This is a genomic window from Enterobacter bugandensis (genome assembly GCF_900324475.1).
Lineage (GTDB): Bacteria > Pseudomonadota > Gammaproteobacteria > Enterobacterales > Enterobacteriaceae > Enterobacter > Enterobacter bugandensis.
Genome location: NZ_LT992502.1, coordinates 1046629 through 1066457, shown reverse-complemented (window position 1 = coordinate 1066457; position 19829 = coordinate 1046629). Strand labels below are relative to the sequence as shown.

Annotated in this window: 21 protein-coding genes; 6 read left to right on the top strand and 15 right to left on the bottom strand. The window is 56.7% G+C overall.

From position 1 onward, the window contains the following. Nucleotides 1–242: 242 nt before the first annotated feature. Together phoR and phoB are read right to left on the bottom strand one after the other, a co-directional pair. Nucleotides 243–1538, bottom strand: a complete 1296-nt coding sequence (gene phoR, locus DG357_RS05100; RefSeq protein ID WP_047363942.1) for a phosphate regulon sensor histidine kinase PhoR — start codon at nucleotides 1536–1538, stop codon at nucleotides 243–245. A 21-nt stretch (nucleotides 1539–1559) separates the two neighbouring features. Beyond that, nucleotides 1560–2249, bottom strand: a complete 690-nt coding sequence (phoB, locus tag DG357_RS05095; protein WP_008503265.1) for a phosphate response regulator transcription factor PhoB — start codon at nucleotides 2247–2249, stop codon at nucleotides 1560–1562. A gap of 187 nt (nucleotides 2250–2436) precedes the next feature. Between phoB and sbcD the strand changes: the two genes are divergently transcribed. Beyond that, nucleotides 2437–3642: an exonuclease subunit SbcD gene (sbcD, locus tag DG357_RS05090; protein ID WP_048957502.1), complete on the top strand. Its 1206-nt coding sequence runs from the start codon at nucleotides 2437–2439 to the stop codon at nucleotides 3640–3642. Then, nucleotides 3639–6770, top strand: a complete 3132-nt coding sequence (gene sbcC / locus DG357_RS05085) for an exonuclease subunit SbcC (RefSeq protein WP_088205241.1) — start codon at nucleotides 3639–3641, stop codon at nucleotides 6768–6770. Before sbcD ends, sbcC begins: the two co-directional genes overlap by 4 nt. A gap of 80 nt (nucleotides 6771–6850) precedes the next feature. Here the strand turns inward: sbcC and mak are convergent, their stop codons facing one another. Continuing rightward, nucleotides 6851–7756 (bottom strand): fructokinase, encoded by a 906-nt coding sequence (mak, locus tag DG357_RS05080; protein WP_088205242.1) that lies wholly within the window; start codon nucleotides 7754–7756, stop codon nucleotides 6851–6853. A 123-nt stretch (nucleotides 7757–7879) separates the two neighbouring features. Here mak and rdgC point away from each other — a divergent pair, with 123 nt between their 5' ends. Continuing rightward, a complete protein-coding gene (gene rdgC, locus DG357_RS05075; protein WP_014882739.1) occupies nucleotides 7880–8794 on the top strand; it encodes a recombination-associated protein RdgC in 915 nt (304 codons plus the stop codon). A gap of 46 nt (nucleotides 8795–8840) precedes the next feature. Here rdgC and ppnP read toward each other — a convergent pair whose 3' ends face one another. The 5 genes from ppnP to DG357_RS05050 all read right to left on the bottom strand — a co-directional run bounded on the left by ppnP (nucleotide 8841) and on the right by DG357_RS05050 (nucleotide 11478). After that, on the bottom strand, nucleotides 8841–9128 hold the full coding sequence (gene ppnP, locus DG357_RS05070; protein WP_008503270.1) for a pyrimidine/purine nucleoside phosphorylase: 288 nt from the start codon (nucleotides 9126–9128) through the stop codon (nucleotides 8841–8843). 71 nt (nucleotides 9129–9199) lie between these two features. Beyond that, entirely contained in the window at nucleotides 9200–9877 is a 678-nt protein-coding gene (locus DG357_RS05065; protein ID WP_028012129.1) for an AroM family protein, read from the bottom strand. 237 nt (nucleotides 9878–10114) lie between these two features. After that, nucleotides 10115–10306, bottom strand: a complete 192-nt coding sequence (yaiA, locus tag DG357_RS05060; protein ID WP_003859135.1) for a protein YaiA — start codon at nucleotides 10304–10306, stop codon at nucleotides 10115–10117. Between the two features lie 44 nt (nucleotides 10307–10350). After that, entirely contained in the window at nucleotides 10351–10875 is a 525-nt protein-coding gene (gene aroL, locus DG357_RS05055) for a shikimate kinase AroL (RefSeq protein WP_028012127.1), read from the bottom strand. 144 nt (nucleotides 10876–11019) lie between these two features. Beyond that, nucleotides 11020–11478 carry a YaiI/YqxD family protein gene (locus tag DG357_RS05050; protein ID WP_010428006.1) on the bottom strand — a complete coding sequence of 153 codons (459 nt, stop codon included), beginning with the start codon at nucleotides 11476–11478 and terminating at the stop codon, nucleotides 11020–11022. Nucleotides 11479–11575: 97 nt separating this feature from the next. On the opposite strand from DG357_RS05050, the gene proC reads away from it, so the two are divergent. After that, on the top strand, nucleotides 11576–12385 hold the full coding sequence (gene proC / locus DG357_RS05045) for a pyrroline-5-carboxylate reductase (protein ID WP_041911103.1): 810 nt from the start codon (nucleotides 11576–11578) through the stop codon (nucleotides 12383–12385). A 14-nt stretch (nucleotides 12386–12399) separates the two neighbouring features. On the opposite strand, the gene adrA is transcribed toward proC, so the two are convergent. From adrA to DG357_RS05015, 5 genes are all read right to left on the bottom strand, one after another. Continuing rightward, complete coding sequence (gene adrA, locus DG357_RS05040; RefSeq protein ID WP_047367591.1) at nucleotides 12400–13503, bottom strand: diguanylate cyclase AdrA; 1104 nt, start codon at nucleotides 13501–13503, stop codon at nucleotides 12400–12402. A 102-nt stretch (nucleotides 13504–13605) separates the two neighbouring features. Further along, nucleotides 13606–13926 carry a phosphate starvation-inducible protein PsiF gene (gene psiF, locus DG357_RS05035; protein WP_041911105.1) on the bottom strand — a complete coding sequence of 107 codons (321 nt, stop codon included), beginning with the start codon at nucleotides 13924–13926 and terminating at the stop codon, nucleotides 13606–13608. Nucleotides 13927–14201: 275 nt separating this feature from the next. Beyond that, a complete protein-coding gene (gene iraP, locus DG357_RS05025; RefSeq protein ID WP_049001853.1) occupies nucleotides 14202–14462 on the bottom strand; it encodes an anti-adapter protein IraP in 261 nt (86 codons plus the stop codon). A 211-nt stretch (nucleotides 14463–14673) separates the two neighbouring features. After that, a complete protein-coding gene (locus DG357_RS05020; RefSeq protein ID WP_041911106.1) occupies nucleotides 14674–15888 on the bottom strand; it encodes a multidrug efflux MFS transporter in 1215 nt (404 codons plus the stop codon). 168 nt (nucleotides 15889–16056) lie between these two features. Next, complete coding sequence (locus tag DG357_RS05015) at nucleotides 16057–16740, bottom strand: extensin-like domain-containing protein (RefSeq protein WP_088205243.1); 684 nt, start codon at nucleotides 16738–16740, stop codon at nucleotides 16057–16059. 103 nt (nucleotides 16741–16843) lie between these two features. Here DG357_RS05015 and ddlA point away from each other — a divergent pair, with 103 nt between their 5' ends. Then, nucleotides 16844–17947, top strand: a complete 1104-nt coding sequence (ddlA, locus tag DG357_RS05010; protein WP_088205244.1) for a D-alanine--D-alanine ligase — start codon at nucleotides 16844–16846, stop codon at nucleotides 17945–17947. On the opposite strand, the gene DG357_RS05005 is transcribed toward ddlA, so the two are convergent. Beyond that, entirely contained in the window at nucleotides 17944–18174 is a 231-nt protein-coding gene (locus tag DG357_RS05005) for a DUF2754 domain-containing protein (protein ID WP_028012119.1), read from the bottom strand. The genes ddlA and DG357_RS05005 overlap by 4 nt on opposite strands. A gap of 249 nt (nucleotides 18175–18423) precedes the next feature. Between DG357_RS05005 and DG357_RS05000 the strand changes: the two genes are divergently transcribed. Next, nucleotides 18424–18723 (top strand): DUF2755 family protein, encoded by a 300-nt coding sequence (locus tag DG357_RS05000; RefSeq protein ID WP_014882725.1) that lies wholly within the window; start codon nucleotides 18424–18426, stop codon nucleotides 18721–18723. On the opposite strand, the gene DG357_RS04995 is transcribed toward DG357_RS05000, so the two are convergent. After that, nucleotides 18720–19817 (bottom strand): DUF1615 domain-containing protein, encoded by a 1098-nt coding sequence (locus tag DG357_RS04995; protein WP_045259878.1) that lies wholly within the window; start codon nucleotides 19815–19817, stop codon nucleotides 18720–18722. The two genes, DG357_RS05000 and DG357_RS04995, sit on opposite strands and share 4 nt — an antisense overlap. Nucleotides 19818–19829 lie beyond the last annotated feature (12 nt).

Below are 19829 nucleotides of genomic sequence, written 5' to 3'. Positions count from 1 at the left end.
TATCTGGGGGGCAATTTAAACGCTTATAACGTTTAAAGGCAAGGAGGGATCGCAAAACCAGAACAATATGCCAGTATGAAAACGCGCACCAGAACAATGCGCTAATTATAGGAAAAACCCATGGCTAATCATGCGAACAAAAAACAGCCAACCGTATAAAATTCACACGCGTTTCGCTTGACTGCAAAGCAAACGGGCCAGCGATGGCTGACCCGTGGAAAGGTAAAATGACACGCCTGCCGTCAGGCGCTCTTTTTGGCAATTAATCGTTCCGGGATAACGAAACTAAAGCGGGTTCCCTTACCCAGGGTACTCTGGATATCAAGACGGCTTTCATGGTGATTCACCGCGTGTTTCACAATCGCCAGCCCCAGGCCGCTTCCCCCCGTCTGCCGCGATCGCGCTTTATCCACCCGGTAGAAGCGCTCGGTCAGGCGCGGAATATGCTCCGGGGCGATCCCCGGCCCGTTATCCTCAACGCTAAACTCGGCGCCTGCCGGCGTATGCTGCCAGCGCACCACGATATCCGTTCCTTCCGGCGTATGGTTTACCGCGTTGTACACCAGGTTGGAGATGGCGCTACGCAGTTCATCCTCGCTGCCCAGCACCTTCAGCGTGTTGTCGACGTCAAAGGTCAGCTGATGTTTTTTATGGCTTAACGTCTGCGCTTCACGCTCGACGACGCGCAGCATCATTGGCACATCAATGGTGTCATTCAGCGCAAGAGAAGGCGCCGCTTCAATCTTTGACAGCGTCAGCAGCTGCTTCACCAGCCCTTCCATACGGTGCGTTTGCTCGCGCATCGTATGCAGCGCTTTTTCACGCGGCGCGCCTTCCAGGGTTTGCTCCTGCATCATCTCCAGGTAGCCCTGCAGCACGGTCAACGGGGTGCGTAGTTCGTGGCTGACGTTGGCGAAAAAGTTACGACGCGCCCCTTCCAGCTGGTGCATCTGGGTGACGTCGCGCGCCACCATCAGCCACTGGCGATCGCTGTAGGGCATCACGCGGATTTCCAGATGGCGACCGTTATTCAGCTTCAGATTGTGGGGACGGGTGAAATCACGCTTTTTCAGATACAGCGTGAACTCGGGATAACGCAGAAGGTTGAGGATGTTCTGACCATTGTCGTCCGGCCAGCGCAGGCCCAGCAGCTGTTGCGCAAGCCCGTTACACCAGAAAATAGTTCCTTCTTCTGTCGTCAGGATCACCGCATCCGGCAGCGACTCTGCGCCGCTGCGAAAGCGTTTGATCAGGCTTCCCAGCTCGCGGCGACGCTTTTTATTACGCATCTGCATCTGGTGCAGGCCGTACAGCAGCGGCTCCCAGCTGCCGCTTCCCGGCGGCGGGGTCATACTGCGGTCCACCCACAGCCACCAGGAGAGACGCAGCAGGTTCCAGAAATGCCAGGCTAACAGCCCGGTGACCGCCGCCAGCAGAAACCACGGCAGATGCCCAAGTAAGGCCCCCAGAAGAAGGGCCGGAATACAGCATAAGATCAGTTCAAAGACGAGCCTTTTCCATGACAGACGTTCCAGCACGCGTCACACTCCTGTCATTATTCAGAAACGGGTCGAGAAACGATAACCCGTGCCGCGGACCGTCTGTACCATGCGATCGTGGCCGCTCAGTTCCAGCGCTTTTCGCAGGCGGCGGATATGTACGTCAACCGTCCGGTCTTCGACATACACGTTAGTTCCCCAGACGTTATTCAGCAACTGCTCGCGGCTGTAAACGCGTTCCGGATGGGTCATAAAGAAGTGCAGGAGTTTAAATTCGGTAGGCCCCATGTCGAGGGGATTTTCGCCGGTCATCACGCGGTGTGACGTTGGGTCAAGGCTGAGGCCCTGCATCTCGATCACCTCTTCCACCGCCATCGGGGAAATACGGCGCATGACGGCCTTAATGCGGGCAACCAGCTCTTTCGGGGAGAAAGGCTTGGTAATGTAATCGTCCGCGCCGGTCTCCAGACCGCGCACGCGATCCTCTTCCTCTCCGCGCGCCGTGAGCATCACCACCGGGATGTCGCGGGTCAGCGCTTCACGCTTCAGATGTTTGATAAACTGCAGTCCGGAGCCGCCGGGCAACATCCAGTCAAGCAGAATCAGATCGGGCCAGGGTTCATTCAGCTGGTTCACCGCGCTGTCATAATCTTCCGCTTCAACCGGCTGGAAGCCATTTTGTTCGAGCACGAAGCACACCATTTCACGAATTGGAGCTTCATCTTCTACGACCAGAATACGTCTCGCCATACTTTGCCCTGTCTTATCTTATTTAAGTTACAAGTTTGTAATGCGGCGCCATTATGCGTCAGATTTATGACAGATTTATGAAAAACAGTACCACTATAAATGGCAAACTGTTGTTTTATTACAGCGGTTATTTTCCTTTCCCTGACAGTTTATAATCGCCCGCATCGTTTTTCGCCACGGATCTCCTATGCGCATACTTCACACCTCGGACTGGCATCTGGGTCAAAATTTTTACAGCAAAAGCCGTGCGGCTGAACATGAAGCGTTCCTGAACTGGCTTCTGGAAACGGCCCAGGCGCACGAGGTGGATGCCATTATTGTGGCGGGTGACATCTTTGATACCGGTTCGCCGCCGAGCTATGCGCGTGAACTGTATAACCGCTTCGTGGTGAACCTGCAGCAGACCGGCTGTCATCTGGTGATTGTCGCCGGTAACCATGACTCCGTCGCCACGCTCAATGAATCCCGCGACATCCTGGCGTTTCTCAATACCACCGTGGTCGCCAGCGCCGGGCACGCGCCGCAGATCCTGAAAAAACGCGACGGGTCGCCGGGCGCGGTACTGTGTCCGATTCCCTTTTTACGTCCGCGGGACATCGTGCAAAGCCAGGCGGGACTATCGGGCGCGGAAAAGCAGCAGCATTTATTGCAGGCCATCACCGACTATTATCACCAGCAGCACGCGGAAGCCTGTGCCCTGCGCGGTGAACAGGCCATTCCGGTCATTGCCACCGGGCACCTCACTACCGTCGGGGCCAGCAAAAGTGACGCGGTCCGCGAGATCTATATCGGTACGCTGGACGCCTTTCCGGCGCAAAACTTCCCGCCCGCGGACTACATCGCACTCGGGCACATTCACCGCGCCCAGGTCATCGGCGGCTGCGAGCATATCCGCTACTGTGGCTCCCCTATTTCGCTCAGCTTCGATGAAACCGGAAAAGCCAAATCCGTGCATCTGGTGAGCTTTGATGAGGGCAAACTCAGCGCCGTCGAGACGCTGGAAGTGCCGGTCACCCAGCCGCTGGCGGTGCTGAAGGGCGATCTGGCTGCCATCACCGCCCAGCTTGAGCAGTGGCGCGGCGCTGAGCTTAACCCGCCCGTCTGGCTGGATATTGAAATCACCACCGATGACTACCTGCACGATATGCAGCGGAAAATTCAGGCGCTGACCGAAGAGTTGCCGGTTGAGGTGCTGCTGGTGCGCCGCAGCCGCGAGCAGCGCGAGAAAATTCTGCTCGGTGCCCAGCGCGAAACGCTTAGCGAATTGCGCGTAGAAGAGGTGTTCGAGCGCCGACTGTCGCAGGAAGAGATCGATGATGCAAAGCGCGTCAGGCTCAACGAGCTGTTCAGCCATACTCTGCACGCCCTCAATGACGAGGAAGAAAACGCATGAAAATTCTGAGCCTGCGCCTGAAAAATCTCAACTCCCTCAAGGGCGAGTGGAAAATTGACTTCACTGCGGAGCCTTTTGCCAGCAACGGCCTGTTTGCCATCACTGGCGCAACCGGCGCGGGTAAAACCACCCTGCTCGATGCCATCTGCCTGGCGCTCTACCACGAAACCCCGCGCCTGAATAAGGTCTCTCAGGCGCAAAACGATCTGATGACGCGCGATACCGCCGAGTGCCTGGCGGAAGTGGAGTTTGAGGTGAAAGGCGTTGCCTATCGCGCATTCTGGAGCCAGAACCGGGCGCGCAACCAGCCGGACGGGAACTTGCAGGCACCGCGCGTGGAGCTGGCCCGCTGCGAGGATGGCAAGATTCTGGCCGATAAGGTGTCGGATAAACTGGAGCAAACCGCGGCGCTCACCGGGCTGGACTACGGCCGTTTTACCCGCTCAATGCTGCTCTCGCAGGGGCAATTTGCCGCCTTCCTCAATGCCAAACCGGCCGACCGCGCAGAACTGCTGGAAGAACTCACCGGCACCGAAATCTACGGCCAGATTTCCGCGATGGTGTTTGAGAAACACAAAGCCGCCCGCAGCGTGCTGGAAAAATGCGAGGCGCAGGCGGCGGGTGTCGTGCTGCTCAGCGAAGAACAACAGCAGCAGTTGCAGCAAAGTTTGCAGGCACTTACTGACGAAGAGAAAACTCTGCTGGCCCAGCAGCAAAGCCAACAGAAAGATTTTCAGTGGCTTACGCGTCATGACGAGCTCGTGCGGGAGCAGCAGCGCGTTGCCGCCCTGCAGCAGCAGGCGCAACAGGCGCAGGCGAACGCGGCGCCGGAACTGGCAAAACTCCAGCTTGCCCAGCCCGCCGCCCAGCTTCGTCCGCTCTGGGAGCATCAGCAGGAGCAAACCGCACGTCTGACGCAAACCCAGCAGCGAATTAACGAAGTAAATACTCGCTTACAGACCAAAACCGCACTGCGCGCGCGGATCCGCAATACCGCCCTGCGTACCCATGAGCGGCTACAGGCCGAACTGACGGCGCTGGGACAGTGGCTGGCGGAGAATGAGCGTTATCGTCTGCTGGGCCAGGAAATTGCCGGCTGGCGCGCCCAGTTCTCACAGCTAAACCGTGACAAAAGTCAGCTCGTCGCGCTTGCTGCGCGGATGACTGAGCTACGTCAGAAGCTGGCTGAGATGCCGGAAAATACGCTGACGCTGACGGCGGATGAGGTCAGCGCGGCCATGGAGCAGCAGTCCCGGTCCCGCACGCTGCGCCAGCAGCTGACGTCGCTGCATGCCCGCTATCAGCCGCTGCAAAAGCGCCTGAGCCAGAACGGTGAAAGCGTGCAGAAAGCCCTGGCGGAGCAGAGCAAGCTCAATGAAACCCTGGCGCTGCGCCGCCAGCAGTACAAAGAGAAACACCAGCACTATCTGGACCTGAAAGCCCTGTGCGAACGCGAAGCGACGATTAAAAATCTGGAAAGCTATCGCTCACAGCTTGAGGCAGGCAAACCCTGCCCGCTGTGCGGCTCCCACGAGCATCCTGCCGTGGAGACCTACCGGTCGCTTGAGCTGACGGATAACCAGCGTCGCCGTGATGTACTCGAAAAAGAGGTCGCCGCGCTTAAGGAGGAAGGCCTGCTGGTGCTGGGACAGGTTAATGCTCTGGCTCAACAGATCCAGCGTGAGACAGACGAAGCGCAGACGCTTTCTCAGGAAGAGCAAGCACTCACTAAAGCGTGGCTGGAGGCGTGCGCGTCTTTGAATATCGCTTTGAATATTCAGGAGGATATCGCGCCATGGATGAACGAGCAGGAACACTACGAGCGCCAGCTTTACCAGCTCAGCCAGCGTCTGAACCTGCAAAACCAGCTGAACGAGCAGGAAGCGCAGGAACGCCAGTATCAGCAGCAGCGCACCGCAACCCGCCAGGCGCTGGAACATACTCTTCTCGCGCTCTCGCTTAGCGTTCCCGAAGAGGGCAATGAGGCCGACTGGCTGCACGCCCGCGAAGCGGAATTTGCCCACTGGCAGGAGAAGCAAACGCAGCACGGCGTGCTTCAGGAACGCATGAGCGCGCTGAAGCCGCTGCTCGACACGCTTCCGGCAACACACGGCGAAGAGGCTGAGCCGGCCATTCCTGATGACTGGCGCGACATCCACAATGAATGCGTGTCGCTGCAAAGCCAGCTCGCCGCCCTGCAGCAGCAGGAGGCGCTGGAGCGCGAGCGCCTGCAGCAATCGCAGACGCAGTTCACCGCAGCGCTCTCCGCAAGCTGTTTTGCCGATCGGGATGCGTTCCTTGCCGCGCTGCTGGATGACGATGCTATTCGCCGCCTCGAACAGCTGAAACAGTCGCTGGAAAACCAGATACAGCAGGCCGCGGCCCTTTCCGGCCAGGCTAATCAGCAGCTGCAGGCGCACCTTGCGCTGCGCCCGGAAGAACTTGACGCGGATGCGTCTACCCTGCAAAGCCAGCTGCAGCAGCTGGCGCAACGGCTTCGTGAGAACACCACGCATCAGGGCGAGATCCGCCAGCAGCTTAAGCAGGACAGCGATAACCGCCAGCATCAGCAGGCGTTAATGCTGCAAATTGAAGAGGCTGCGCGCCAGGCCGACGACTGGGGCTATCTCAACGCGCTGATCGGCTCCAGCTCCGGCGACAAATTCCGCAAGTTCGCTCAGGGGCTGACGCTGGATAACCTGGTCTGGCTCGCAAACCAGCAGCTTAACCGCCTGCACGGCCGTTATCTCCTACAGCGTAAGGCCAGCGAGGCGCTGGAGCTGGAAGTGGTCGACACCTGGCAGGCCGATGCGGTGCGCGATACGCGCACGCTCTCCGGCGGCGAGAGCTTCCTGGTGAGCCTTGCGCTGGCGTTAGCGCTTTCTGACCTGGTCAGTCACAAAACGCGGATTGATTCCCTGTTCCTGGATGAGGGATTCGGCACGCTCGACAGTGAAACGCTGGATACCGCGCTGGATGCGCTCGACGCGCTGAACGCCACCGGGAAAACCATCGGGGTGATTAGCCACGTCGAGGCGATGAAAGAGCGCATTCCGGTGCAGATCAAGGTGAAGAAGATCAACGGACTGGGGTATAGCAGGCTGGACAGGGAGTTTGCGGTGGGGTGAGTGTTGGGTCGATTCGGTCTGGTGCCCTCTCCCTGGCCCTCTAAACATCAAAAACGGCAACGCAAGTTGCCGTTTTGCGTTTACTCCGGCCATAACCACGCCGCGCCGCGCACGCCGCTGGAATCGCCGTGGACGGCTTTGCGGATCGGGGTTTCGCACTCGCCGCCGAAGACCCACTGTTTCACCAGATTTGGTACCGTGGCGTACAGCCGGTCAACGTTGCTCATGCCACCGCCGAGCACAATCACGTCCGGATCGAGAATGTTCACTACGTGCGCCAGCGATTTCGCCAGACGCATTTCGTAGCGGCTAAGCGCCAGTTCGGCCACCGGATCCTGTTCTTCCACCAAACGCATTATCTCGTTCCCCTTGAGCGGCTGGCCGCTCAGGCGGTGGTAGTCGGTTGCAAAACCGGTGCCGGAGATAAAGGTCTCGATACAGCCCTGCTTGCCGCAGTAGCACGGGACTTCAGCGCGGTATTTAAGCTCGTCTTCATCCATCCACGGCAGCGGGTTGTGCCCCCACTCACCCGCCGTGCCGTTGCCGCCGATATGTGAACGTCCGCCAAAGGCCACGCCCGCGCCGCAGCCGGTACCGATAATCACCGCAAACACGGTCTGCGCTCCTGCGGCTGCACCATCAACGGCCTCTGAGACCGCCAGGCAGTTTGCGTCATTCGCCAGACGCACTTCCCGGTTCAGACGCTGGCTCAAATCCTTATCAAACGGCTGACCGTTGAGCCAGGTAGAGTTGGCGTTTTTCACCACACCCGTATAAGGCGAAATGGAGCCGGGGATCCCCATCCCGACCGTGCCCCTCTCGCCCGTCGCCTGCTCGGCCATATCAACCAGCCGGGCAATCGTCTCGATCATCTGGTGATAATCATCGCGCGGCGTCGGCAGACGATGGCGGAACAGCTGTTCCCCCTGCTCACTTAATGCGATGACTTCTGTTTTGGTGCCGCCCAAATCAATCCCAATACGCACAAGACTCTCCTCATTATTTTGATTATCAACAGAGTAGAAGCACGCTTCCCGATTAGCAATGCAAGCGATGCGACAATTCGTTATCATGCCCGCTGATTTAACGACAAGGCCGTGGAAATTATCATGCTGTGGTTCAAAAATTTGATGGTTTACCGTCTCAGCCGCGACGTTTCGCTGCGCGCAGAAGAGATGGAAAAACAGTTAGCCGCTTATAGCTTTTCCCCTTGCGGTAGCCAGGATATGGCGAAAACCGGTTGGGTTCCGCCAATGGGTTCGCAAAGCGATGCACTGACCCACGCCAGCAGCACGGGTCAAATCATCGTCTGCGCCCGCAAAGAAGAGAAAATTCTGCCCACGCCGGTAGTTAAGCAGGCGCTTGAAGCAAAAATTTTCAAGCTGGAAGCCGAGCAGGGCCGCAAGCTGAAAAAAACCGAAAAAGATTCGCTGAAGGATGAAGTGCTGCACTCTCTGCTGCCGCGCGCCTTCAGCCGCTTCAGCCAGACGATGATGTGGATCGATACCGTTAACGGGCTGATCATGGTGGACTGCGCCAGTGCCAAAAAAGCGGAAGATACGCTGGCCCTGCTGCGTAAAAGCATCGGCTCTTTACCGGTCGTACCGCTGGCGCTGGAAACGCCGATTGAGCTGACCCTGACCGAGTGGGTCCGCAGCGGTACCGCGGCGCAAGGTTTCCAGATCCTGGACGAAGCCGAGCTGAAAGCCCTGCTGGAAGATGGCGGCGTGATCCGTGCGAAAAAGCAGGATCTGGTGAGCGACGAGATCGCCGTACACATTGAAGCGGGCAAAGTGGTCACCAAACTGGCGCTCGACTGGCAGCAGCGCATTCAGTTCGTGATGTGCGACGACGGTTCCGTGAAGCGTCTGAAGTTCTGCGACGAGCTGCGCGATCAAAACGAAGATATCGACCGGGAAGATTACGCCCAGCGCTTTGACGCGGACTTTATCCTGATGACCGGCGAACTGGCCGCGTTAATTCAGAATCTGGTGGAAGGTCTCGGCGGCGAAGCGCAGAGATAATTTCCCCTCACCCTGATCCTCTCCCCTAAGGGGAGAGGAAAGACGATTATTTCAGGTAGCGGCACAGATAAGAGGTCGGTTCAGCGACCTGCAAATGAAATTCGCTGTGGCCAGGGACGTTGAAAACTTGCCCGGCAGCGTAAACTTTCCATTCCGTTTCACCCGGCAGTAAGACGTTCAGCGCGCCGCTGACCACCGTCATCTCTTCCGCTTCCGCCGTGCCAAAGGTGTATTCCCCTTCAGCCATAACGCCCACACTGGCGCGGCCAGTGCTGCTGCTGGTAAAACCGATGGATTTCACTTTACCGGAAAAGTATTCGTTACTTTGAAGCATGAACTGGCCCTTATATTCAGAGATAAAAATTCACTATAGGGGCCATGCTCATCACCTGTCACGCAAAATCATTACGTCAGAAGTTCTGAGGCCAGGCGAGCCATCAGAACGTTGGATAACAGCACCGGCACGTCCAGCGCCTTTTGCAGTAAATCCCGGTGATGCTGGTGAAAACCAAGACAGTCCAGAATCAATACATCCGCCCCTCTCTCCAGCAGCTCCTTCCCGGCAGCAATGAGTTTAGCCTCGCTGTCCCAGAAGGGGTTTGCCAGCGCATACAGGGGCGTTTTTTCGAGCACGTGCCACTTTGCTTCCTGGTTGTCCATAAGCTCCTCGATGGGCACAATGACCCCCACCTGATGCCCGTCAACAATGGAGGCTACCAGCGGAGGAATAATGCGCATCGGCTCAAGCAAAATCGCATTGCGCGCGATGAGTCCCTTAATGGGGGCGGTGCTCATCAGCAAAATAACGTCATATTGCTGATTATCGAGTACTTCTATTACTGCCTGCAGCGAACGCTCAATTTTCTGCCGAGAAACATGCGCCAGTTTACCGTCGCTTAATAACGTCGCCAGGGGATCCTCCCCCGCCTCTACAGCGTAGTCTTCCATGACCTCTTCCCGGCTCATCTTACCCAGCAGGCTGAGATGCGTGATCTGTTGTTCAGATACATGCTCGGTTAAGAGCGGTAACACTTCGCTTACAGGGACCACACCAATGGTGAGGATCGCCAACGTTGCCTTCATCTTCTTCGCCTTCCATCACTACAAAAACGTAAACACAGGTACAGGCTCTCTACGCTGTACAGTTCGTTTTTTCAACAAAACAGCACCAAGCGTAGCAGGCGATCTCTGCCCCGAAATGTAAAGATCGCCTGCCGGTAACGGAGCTACCTGTAATAACTAAATATTAACTCCTGCTTAACATTTGCGATGAGTAAAAAGTGTGATTCAGGCACGGTATTGGAGCGTTTAGGAAAACATTCACGACTTTTCGGGATCTTCGTAGCGCCGCTTGGCATCCAGCGCTTCCTGTTCAGTCTCATGTTCACTGATCAGCGAGTCCGGTTTGGGGTGATCGGCACGCAGCTGGTACCAGGTGACGGTCTGGTCGCCATTGCCTTTTTCAACGGTAACAATACGTGCTTCGCGCGGATAGGGAGGTCTGGTTGGCATAGCTCATCCTTTTTTTATGTCTGAGCTATCAGTATAGACGGCGGTTAGCTGGCACACGCCAGACGCAGGGCGGTAATAATCTGAATTACCACATCTTCCGGGGCCGCAGAGGCATCCACGACATGGTGTGCCGCTTCACGGTAGAGGGCATCACGCTCGGCCAGCACTTCGCTCACCTCTTCGCTGAGCGGTCGTGACGTCAGCGCCGGGCGTTGTCCCTCTTCAGGAAATGCTTCAAGTCGCCCTACCAGAGCCGCCACCGGCGCGCAGAGATAGATCACAATGCCTTTTTCGCGCATAAAGTGACGATTACATTCGGCCAGAACAATACCGCCTCCCGTCGCAATGACGGCTGACGGCGTGGTGACCGCTTTCAGCGCGGCCGTTTCGCGGGCGCGAAAGCTTTCCCATCCCTCTTGCTCCACGATGTCTGCGATGGTTTTGCCGGCCTCGGTCTGCAGCCAGTGGTCGGTATCAACAAACTGACGATGACATGCGCGTGCCAGTTCCACGCCAACGGTGGTTTTCCCACAGCCGCGGGGGCCAACTAAAAAGATGGGTTGGGTCATAGCCAGGTGTTCCCCTTGATGCCGAATGGCTGAAGAGTGTAAAGAAATAATTGCAGAAGATGTGTCGAATACTTTACTGCAAAGCGGTACGGGATGACAACCCTGTGGAGGCCACACTGTACCACATATTGACAATAATTATCATTACGCCGTACGGCGCTTCACTTCCAGCAGCCATTTATCCAGTTCGGCAGCAAACTGCTGGCGATCGCGCTGGGACAGGCTGTCCGGTCCACCGGTCTGCACGCCGCTGGCCCGCATCGTATCCATAAAATCACGCATAGTGAGTTTTTCCCGGATGGTTGAAGGCGAATAACGCTCGCCGCGCGGATTGAGCGCCGCCGCCCCTTTCTCCAGCACTTCCGCCGCCAGCGGAATATCGGCGGTGATGACCAGATCTTCCGCGCTGCACAGACGAACAATTTCATTATCTGCCACGTCGAACCCGGCCGGCACGCGGAGGGAGCGAATGAACCGCGAAGGCGGGACGCGAATATTCTGGTTCGCCACCAGCGTCAGCGGCATCTGAACGCGCTCGGCGGCGCGGAATAAAATCTCTTTAATCACATTCGGACACGCGTCCGCATCAACCCAAATCGCCATGTTGTCTCCCCATAATGACTCTGCCGACTATTGTCGCCTGCATTTCGTTGTTAAGCTATCAATCAGAGAAAACAACGCATAATGACGGAGAATCATGATGGACAAGAAAATCGGGTTTATCGGCTGCGGTAACATGGGCAAAGCCATCCTGGGCGGCCTGATCGCCAGCGGGCAGGTTCTGCCGGGTCAGATTTGGGTTTATACCCCGTCACCGGATAACGTCGCCGCGTTGCGCGATCAATACGGGATCAACGCCGCCGAAAGCGCGCAGGAGGTGGCCCAGGTTGCCGATATCGTCTTTGGTGCCGTTAAGCCGAACATCATGATCAAAGTGTTAAGCGACATCACCTCCAGCCTGAATAAAGAGACGCTGGTCGTGTCGATTGCCGCAGGCGTGACGCTCGATCAGCTGGCGCGCGCGCTGGGCCACGATCGTAAAATCGTCCGCGCGATGCCGAATACCCCCTCACTGGTCAACGCCGGTATGACCTCCGTCACCCCTAACGCGCTGGTGACTTCAGAAGAGGTGGCGGACGTGCTAAACATTTTCCGCTGCTTCGGCGAGGCGGAAGTGATTGCAGAATCCATGATCCATCCAGTAGTCGGCGTGAGCGGTTCAGCCCCCGCGTACGTTTTCATGTTTTTAGAAGCGATGGCGGACGCCGCCGTGCTTGGCGGTATGCCGCGCGCGCAGGCGTATAAATTCGCCGCGCAGGCAGTGATGGGCTCCGCCAAAATGGTGCTGGAGACCGGTAAACACCCGGGTGAACTGAAGGATATGGTCTGCTCCCCGGCCGGTACCACCATCGAAGCGGTGCGGGTGCTGGAAGAACGCGGGTTCCGTTCTGCGGTTATCGAAGCGATGGCAAAATGCATGGAAAAATCAGAGAAGCTGAGTAAATCCTGATGTCTGGCCGGGCGTCAGGCGGCCACTTCGGTGCGGCCGCGCCCGGCATTTTTCGCCTTATACAGCGCCACATCTGCCGCCTTCAACCATTCCCGATAGTGTACAAACTGCGGCCCCCAGGGGGCCACGCCCACGCTGATGCGCAGAGGCTCCTTCGGCGCGCAGGGTAACGACAGCGTTTCCAGCCGCGCGTGAACCCGCGACATGACGGCGATGGCGCTTTCAGCGGCCGTCTGGGACATAATCACCGCGAACTCATCCCCGCCAAACCGGCCTATCGCATCGCCTGACCGTACCGACATCTGAAGCTGGCGGGTAATGGCCACGATGGCCTTGTCGCCTGCGTCGTGCCCCCAGGTATCGTTGATGTTTTTAAAGTGGTCGATATCAATCAGCAATATCGTGGCGGTGCAGTGGCTCCGGCGACAGTGCTCAAATTCATTGCGCAGCAGCATTTCCCAATGTCGGCGGTTAAAGACCCCGGTCATACCGTCACGGGTGCTCATCATTTCCAGCCGCCGCTTATGTTCCGCCAGCCTGACGGCCGTTCGATGGCTAAGCCAGGCAAACAGCATGGGATAAAGCATAAGGACAGGAAGCGTTAAGCCCCACTCCAGCGCCCCCGGATTAAAGGGCTGCGCTCTGCCAGCAAGCGGTAACGTAAGCAGCGCAGTAAGCAGGGTGAGCACGATCCCCGCGATAAAAAGGCGGCAGCCGCCAGAGCCCATCATATTCATCCCCACCATCATCACCAGCGCCGCTGTGGGTAATACATACATCCCCATCACGCCGATCCAGACCCCGGCGATAACGGCATCCATCTTGAGGTTAAAAATTTCCTGCTGATGAGGTGAAGCGGCGCGGCAGGATAACTGCCAGGCAAAGTGCGGCCAGATGAATGCCCACCCCACCAGCAACAACCACCAGCCGCCGGGTAAAAAATGGCTGACCAGAATTTCCGCCACCGGGACAAACATCGCCGCCAGACCGACAACGCGCGCCAGCCGGGCTCGCCTGGCAAACTGGATGCCGGTACGGTGAGGGTCATCCTGAGAAAGGGTTAAACTCCACTCTTCCCGAATGCGCTTTTTGTAGTAATAAATGTCATCATTCATCATTTTTGGGAATATTCTGAAACATTTTCCCAAATTATAGAGAGGGGGACTGCGGGGAAAGTATGAAATTTCGGGTGAGCCGCCGGAGCCGCTCACCCGTTAGAACTACACTTTTTTCTTCAGGCAGGCACTCATGAACTTGCTGCGATCGTCGCCCTTGAGGGACTGTTCGGTTGCTTTCGCATTACACTCGCGCATTTTTTGCTGCTGCGGCGTCAGGCTTTTTTCGCCGGGTTTCGCGGCGCCGTTTTTCAGGCAGTCGCTCATGTAGGTTTTACGTGCATCCCCCTTCAGACTCTGGGACGTCGCCTGTTGATTACAGGTGGTCATGCGTTGCTGTTGCGGCGTTAATGTTTTTTCTTCCGCGTTCGCCGAGGAGATCAGGAACAGGCCGGAGAGCAGAGTAACCAGTAATGTTGTTTTCATTGCACCATCCTTTTGTGAACATTCTCTGTAAGTCTGGTTCGTGACAGGAAAAAAACCACCCGGCAGATGTGATTTCCGCCGGGAATTTATCATTTCAGTTCCAGCGCGCAGGAATTGACGGTATCAGCATAAATGGCAGGGGTAATTAACAGGGAATGTAACGCGCTAAAAAGCGCGCTCTGTTTCAATTTATTTTCTTCATGTACAAATACAAAAATAAAACAGAGCGACTCCAGGCATCCTGCATGACAATCCTATGACATGTCAGTAACGGCTTAACTGCGCGGATGCCTCAACAGCTTCTTTACGTATTGCTGCAGCAACTCGGCATCTTGTGGCGGAACCTGCGTATCGGGCCGCGCCTTATCCAGCGCTCCTTCAATGCTTTCAATTAACGCCTGCTGATCCGATGTTGCCATCTGCCGCAGCAGCGCGGTGACAACTATTTCCAGCGCTTCGACCTGGGCGACCAGCTCTTTCGACTCCTCTTCCTTTTGTGCAAGCTTAACCAGCAACTCAGCAATGAGATTTTTCATCGTGCTATTTCCTTATGGGATTTCCTCTGAAATTAACACCAGGAATGAAATATGCAAAGCGGAGAAAAGTATTATCTTATGCAAAAGTGACATTGCCGCCAAATTAGCGCAGCGATCTTTTCAGCGAAACGTTTTTCTATAAAAAAAACGCCGCATTTTGTTATATAAAAATGCGGCTACCATAATAATATATAATACATCAGCGAAAAGGTTATTTCGCTGATTTCGCTTCCGCTATTTGTCTGCGGCGACGCAGGGCAATAGCCAGCTGGATAATATTGATTAAAACGACAATCGCCGTCGCGGCAAATACCCAGCGAAAACCCGCCATTGCAGAAACGGACGCACCAATAAGCGGACCGGCGACGTTGCCTAAATACATAAACGACTGGTTATAGCCAAAAATACGCCCCGTGACCTGGTCGCTGGAATATTTGACCAGCAATGTCTGTACGGCGGGCAACATAGCGCCATCCGCAAAGCCGAGTAAAAACCGCAGCACGCCCAGCTGAAGCGGAGAGGTAACAAACGACATGGCGAAAAAGAGCACCACCGCAAATATCAGCGTCGCCATCAGGATGCGCGCCGTGCCGATCCTGTCGCCCAGTTTTCCCAGACGCGGGGCAGAGATCAGCGCGGAGACGCCCGGCACGGCGGCAATCATGCCGCTGAGAAAGGCGATATTGTTGCTGTCCGGCTCCATCGACTTGATAAACAGCGCCAGAATCGGGCCGACCGAACCGTTGCAGAGCTGGATCACCATGGTGGTGACAAACAGGCTAATCACGAGTCCCGGGTATGGCAGCGAGGCGAAGACGGCCTTGCCGCTCAGGCGCTCAGATTTACTGATAACGGGGCGGCCCCCCTCTTTGATAAGAAAGAGCGTAACCAGAAAGCTGATCACCAGCAGGATTGCGGTGATGATGAATACCGCGCGCAGACCGACATGGTCAGCCAGAAAGCCTCCCAGCAGCGGGCCGCCGATAACGCCGCTGATCTGGGCGGTGGAGAGCGTACTCAGCGCCCAGCCGCTGCGCTCGCGCGGCACCTGAGAGGCAACCAGCGCCATGGCGTTGGGAATATACCCGGACGTCAGCCCCATCACCGCCCGCAGGAAAAACAGCTGCCAGACGTTGGTGGCGAAGGCCTGGAGCAGAATAGCAATCGCCATCCCGAGGGAGGCGCGCAGCAGCATCAGCTTGCGCCCTTTCCTATCCGCCAGACTGCCCCACATCGGTGACACAATGGCGGAGACCAGAAACGTGACGCTGAACGTCAGCCCGGACCACATGGACAGCGCTTCGTGGGAGCTGACCCCCAGCTGTGACACGTACAGCGGCAGGAACGGCAGGATCTGGCTGATGGCAAGCCCGGTGAAGAAGCAGCCGAACCAGACCGAGATGAGATTAACTTTCCAGGATTCCATACAGAAATAGTCTTCATTTTTAGGCGAATTCGCCGTCAGATTAGCAAGTTACGCGCCTTAACGTCGCACCAGAGATGCGGCCTCGCTGACTTTGGTGTTTTATCTTCCCAGTCATCATATTTGTGAAATAAGTCACAATTCATCCATTTTCTGGCGGAAGATTATGCTTCAGCGGCAGAGACCAAAGCCGCGCATTCCCAGATGAAAATGGCTGGCGTGCGCCGCGTTATATTCCGGCCCAAGACCGTTTCCGTAGTAACCGCAGCTTGCCGCCAGCAGAGCCTTCAGCCATGGCTGCATTTTTGCCGATTTCCAGCCGTTAAGTACCGTAACGCGCTCTCCGTTCGCCAGCCGAAAAGCGGCGATATCCAGCGCCTCTGCCGTGGCATGCTCGCTGCGCCGCGCATCGGGCCGGTGGTAGATATTGCGGCAGGCAAAGCTGCCGAGGTGCTCAATGCGCGTCAGTTCACTGCCGGTAAAGCGTTTAGTCAGGGGCCGGGCCTGCTGGCTGACAAACAGGGCTGAGCTGAGCGCCAGCGGACAGCTGGCAAGAAAACTGCCGTTCAGGCTCACCGGGCCAAAGTCACGCACGCGCACGACGTTGTTCAGCGGGCATTCCCCGCCGCTGTCAGCGACCGCCTGCGTGCGGATCAGGTTTTTTTGATTAGCCTGCGCTAACAGACTCGCGCAGGCTTCGGGCGTTAAGCGCCGTAGCTTATACTGGGTAATACGGCCAGGCGGGTCGTCCAGGTTCAGCGGCGTGAAAGGGTTGTAGTAAGACGGCAGCCAGCGATAGCCCGCCATTGCGATTGCCCCAAGGATGAAAATGGTCAGCAGCGTTTTTCCTTTCACTCTCCCCCCTCACTGTTCCCCAAAACATTATGGCAGAAGGCCGCGAAACCCGCAGGGCATCGTGGTATGTTATTGGCTTTTCGTCAGACTGGAAGAGAGTGAGATGGCAAAGCAGCGCGTAGGTATTGTCTTTGGGGGAAAATCAGCGGAGCACGAGGTTTCATTGCAATCGGCTAAAAATATCGTCGATGCGATCGATAAAAGCCGTTTCGACGTGGTGCTGTTGGGCATTGATAAACAGGGCCAGTGGCATGTTAACGATGCCAGCCAGTATCTGCTGAATGCCCACGATCCGGCACACATCGCCCTTAATCCTTCGGAAATTAGCGTCGCCACCGTACCCGGCGTCGTGAAGGGTCAGCTCATCGACGCCGGCAACGCGCAGGCTCTCGCCCAGATCGACGTGGTCTTCCCCATCGTGCACGGCACCCTCGGCGAAGACGGTTCCCTGCAGGGAATGTTACGCATGGCCAACCTGCCGTTCGTGGGCTCGGATGTGCTGGGCTCCGCCGCCTGCATGGACAAAGACGTCACCAAACGCCTGCTGCGCGATGCCGGGCTGAATATCGCGCCGTTCGTGACGCTCACCCGCGCCAACCGCGACAAACACAGCTTCGCGCAAATTAGCGCTGAACTGGGTCTGCCGCTGTTTGTGAAGCCAGCCAACCAGGGCTCCTCCGTGGGCGTCAGCAAAGTCACCACCGAAGCAGAGTTCACGCAAGCCGTCCGTCTGGCGTTTGAGTTCGACCATAAAGTGGTGGTTGAGCAGGGGATCAAAGGCCGCGAAATTGAGTGCGCGGTGCTGGGCAACGATTTCCCACAGGCCAGCACCTGCGGTGAAGTGGTCTTAAACAGCGACTTCTACTCGTACGACACCAAATACATTGATGATAAAGGCGCCCAGGTTGTTGTTCCTGCGGATATCGATCCGGCCATTAACGATAAGATCCGGGCGATCGCCATTCAGGCCTATCAGACACTCGGCTGCAGCGGCATGGCGCGCGTGGACGTGTTCCTGACGACGCCGGAGAACGAGGTGGTGATCAATGAAATCAACACGCTGCCGGGTTTCACCAATATCAGCATGTATCCAAAACTGTGGCAGGCCAGCGGGCTTGGCTACTCTGAGCTGATCACCCGCCTGATCGAGCTGGCGCTGGAGCGTCATGCCGCCGACAGCGCCCTGAAAAGTTCCGTTAACGGCTAATCGGCACCCTTAGCCGTCTCCTCCGCTGTCGTCTCTTCCGGACGGCGGCGGATTATCAGCCCTGCCAGCCAGAAACTGATTACCCAGGTCACCAGGCCCACGGCATAGGTTTGCCAGCCTTTTGCTTCAAATCCCAACAGCCCCACGACGCCGTTAAGAATAAAGATCAGCCCGATAGCAAAGGCGTAGTAGTGCCAGTCACGGCGAAGTTTGGACGTGAGCTTCATAACAACTCCGGCAGGAAAAAAAGACATCCTCTCACAGTTTCACCGCCAGGTCTGTGGCAGATGCGGAAATTCTGAAATGCGGTGCAGTTTCATTTAAGTTAACAAATTGTGACATGCTGCAGAAATCAACAATCCAGGAGAAATCCTGAGCGAAAATTACCACGATTCTGATATTGACAAATGCGATGACCTGTCAAACTCACCCCGTAAGACGCGTATTAAAACAGAGTGATATTTCGGGAGGTCAACATGGCTGACTTTACATTGTCGAAACCGATTTTTGGCGGCAAACCAAAAACCTCCACGGCGGGTAATATCGCGTATGCCCTGTTTGTCCTGTTCTGCTTCTGGGCTGGCTCCCAGCTGCTTAATATGCTGGTGCACGCGCCGGGCGTTTATGAACACCTGATGCAGGTGCAGGATAACGGACGCCCGCGGGTTGAAATCGGGTTTGGCGTGAGCACGCTGTTTGGCCTCGTTCCCTTCCTCGCGGGGTGTATGATTTTAGGCGTTGTCGCGCTCGTCCTGCGCTTTCGTCGTCGCCATTAAAGCCCCATACAGCGAGCCCGGCGATCGTCCACGCGTTTTGCGAACCATGCGGTGGTCAGGTTACGCGTGATCTTCGGGCTTTCCAGCTGAATCCCCGGCAGAATTGCCCTCGGCAACGTTTTCCCACTCTTCTTATCGGCAAGCGCAAACACTTTCTTGTAGAGATCCGTTTTCTCAAATGCCAGGCTGTCGCCTTTCTCAAGCTGACGGCGAATGTCGCTGTTGCTCATATCAAGCGTTGTCGATAATTTCCGGATCGCCCGCTCGGTGCTTCCCGCCTCGCTGCTGCCGTAGGCGATAAGATCGCCGTCCAGCGCCAGCTTGACGCCGCTTGCGCGGCTAACCGCGCTCTGAAACGCCGCGTTACGGCTGGCATACCAGCCCGCGTTAAAGTCTGCAAAGCGGTACAAGGGCTCGCTGTAGTTCGCCGGATAGTTCAGCAGATGATACGTGCCGAACCACAGCCCGCCGCGCAGGGAGAAGACCTCCTGACGCACCGTACCGTCAATTTCCCACGGGTAGCCGTCGGTATGCTTCTCGGCAAACGCAATGCTCACCTGCATCGGGCCGCCGGTGTGAACCGGGTTCAGTGAGCCAAACAGTTTCTGCCCCATCGGCACCATGTTAATGAAATCATCAAAGATGGCGCTGAGCTGTTTTTCGGTTTTCACCGTGTCCAGCCGCTCGCTGTAGCTTTTGCCGTTTGGCGAGGTGATTTTCAGCGCGGTATGCACGAGGAATACCGGGATATGCATCGATTCCGCGCGGCGGTCGATCTCTTTCCAGGCAATTTTGTTGAGACCCGGCACCACCGGGTCTGACTGGTACATCGACTCCTGCTGCGCCACCGCCAGCACCGAGCAGATATTCTCCTCGGTTGGGGCAATCTTCTGGCTTTCAAAGGTTTTTGCCAGCGCATCCGCCCACGCATTGCGATCCTTCACGCTGGCGGGCATTTTTTGCCGCACAACGCTTGCGACATCCACGGGCTTCTCGCCCTTTTTAAGCGGAGCGGCCCCTTTTTCGGCACAGCCTGCCAGAACGAGGGCAGCCAGCAAGGACAGCGGTAACGCACGCGGTACGGCAAAAGACATAGCAACTCCCTG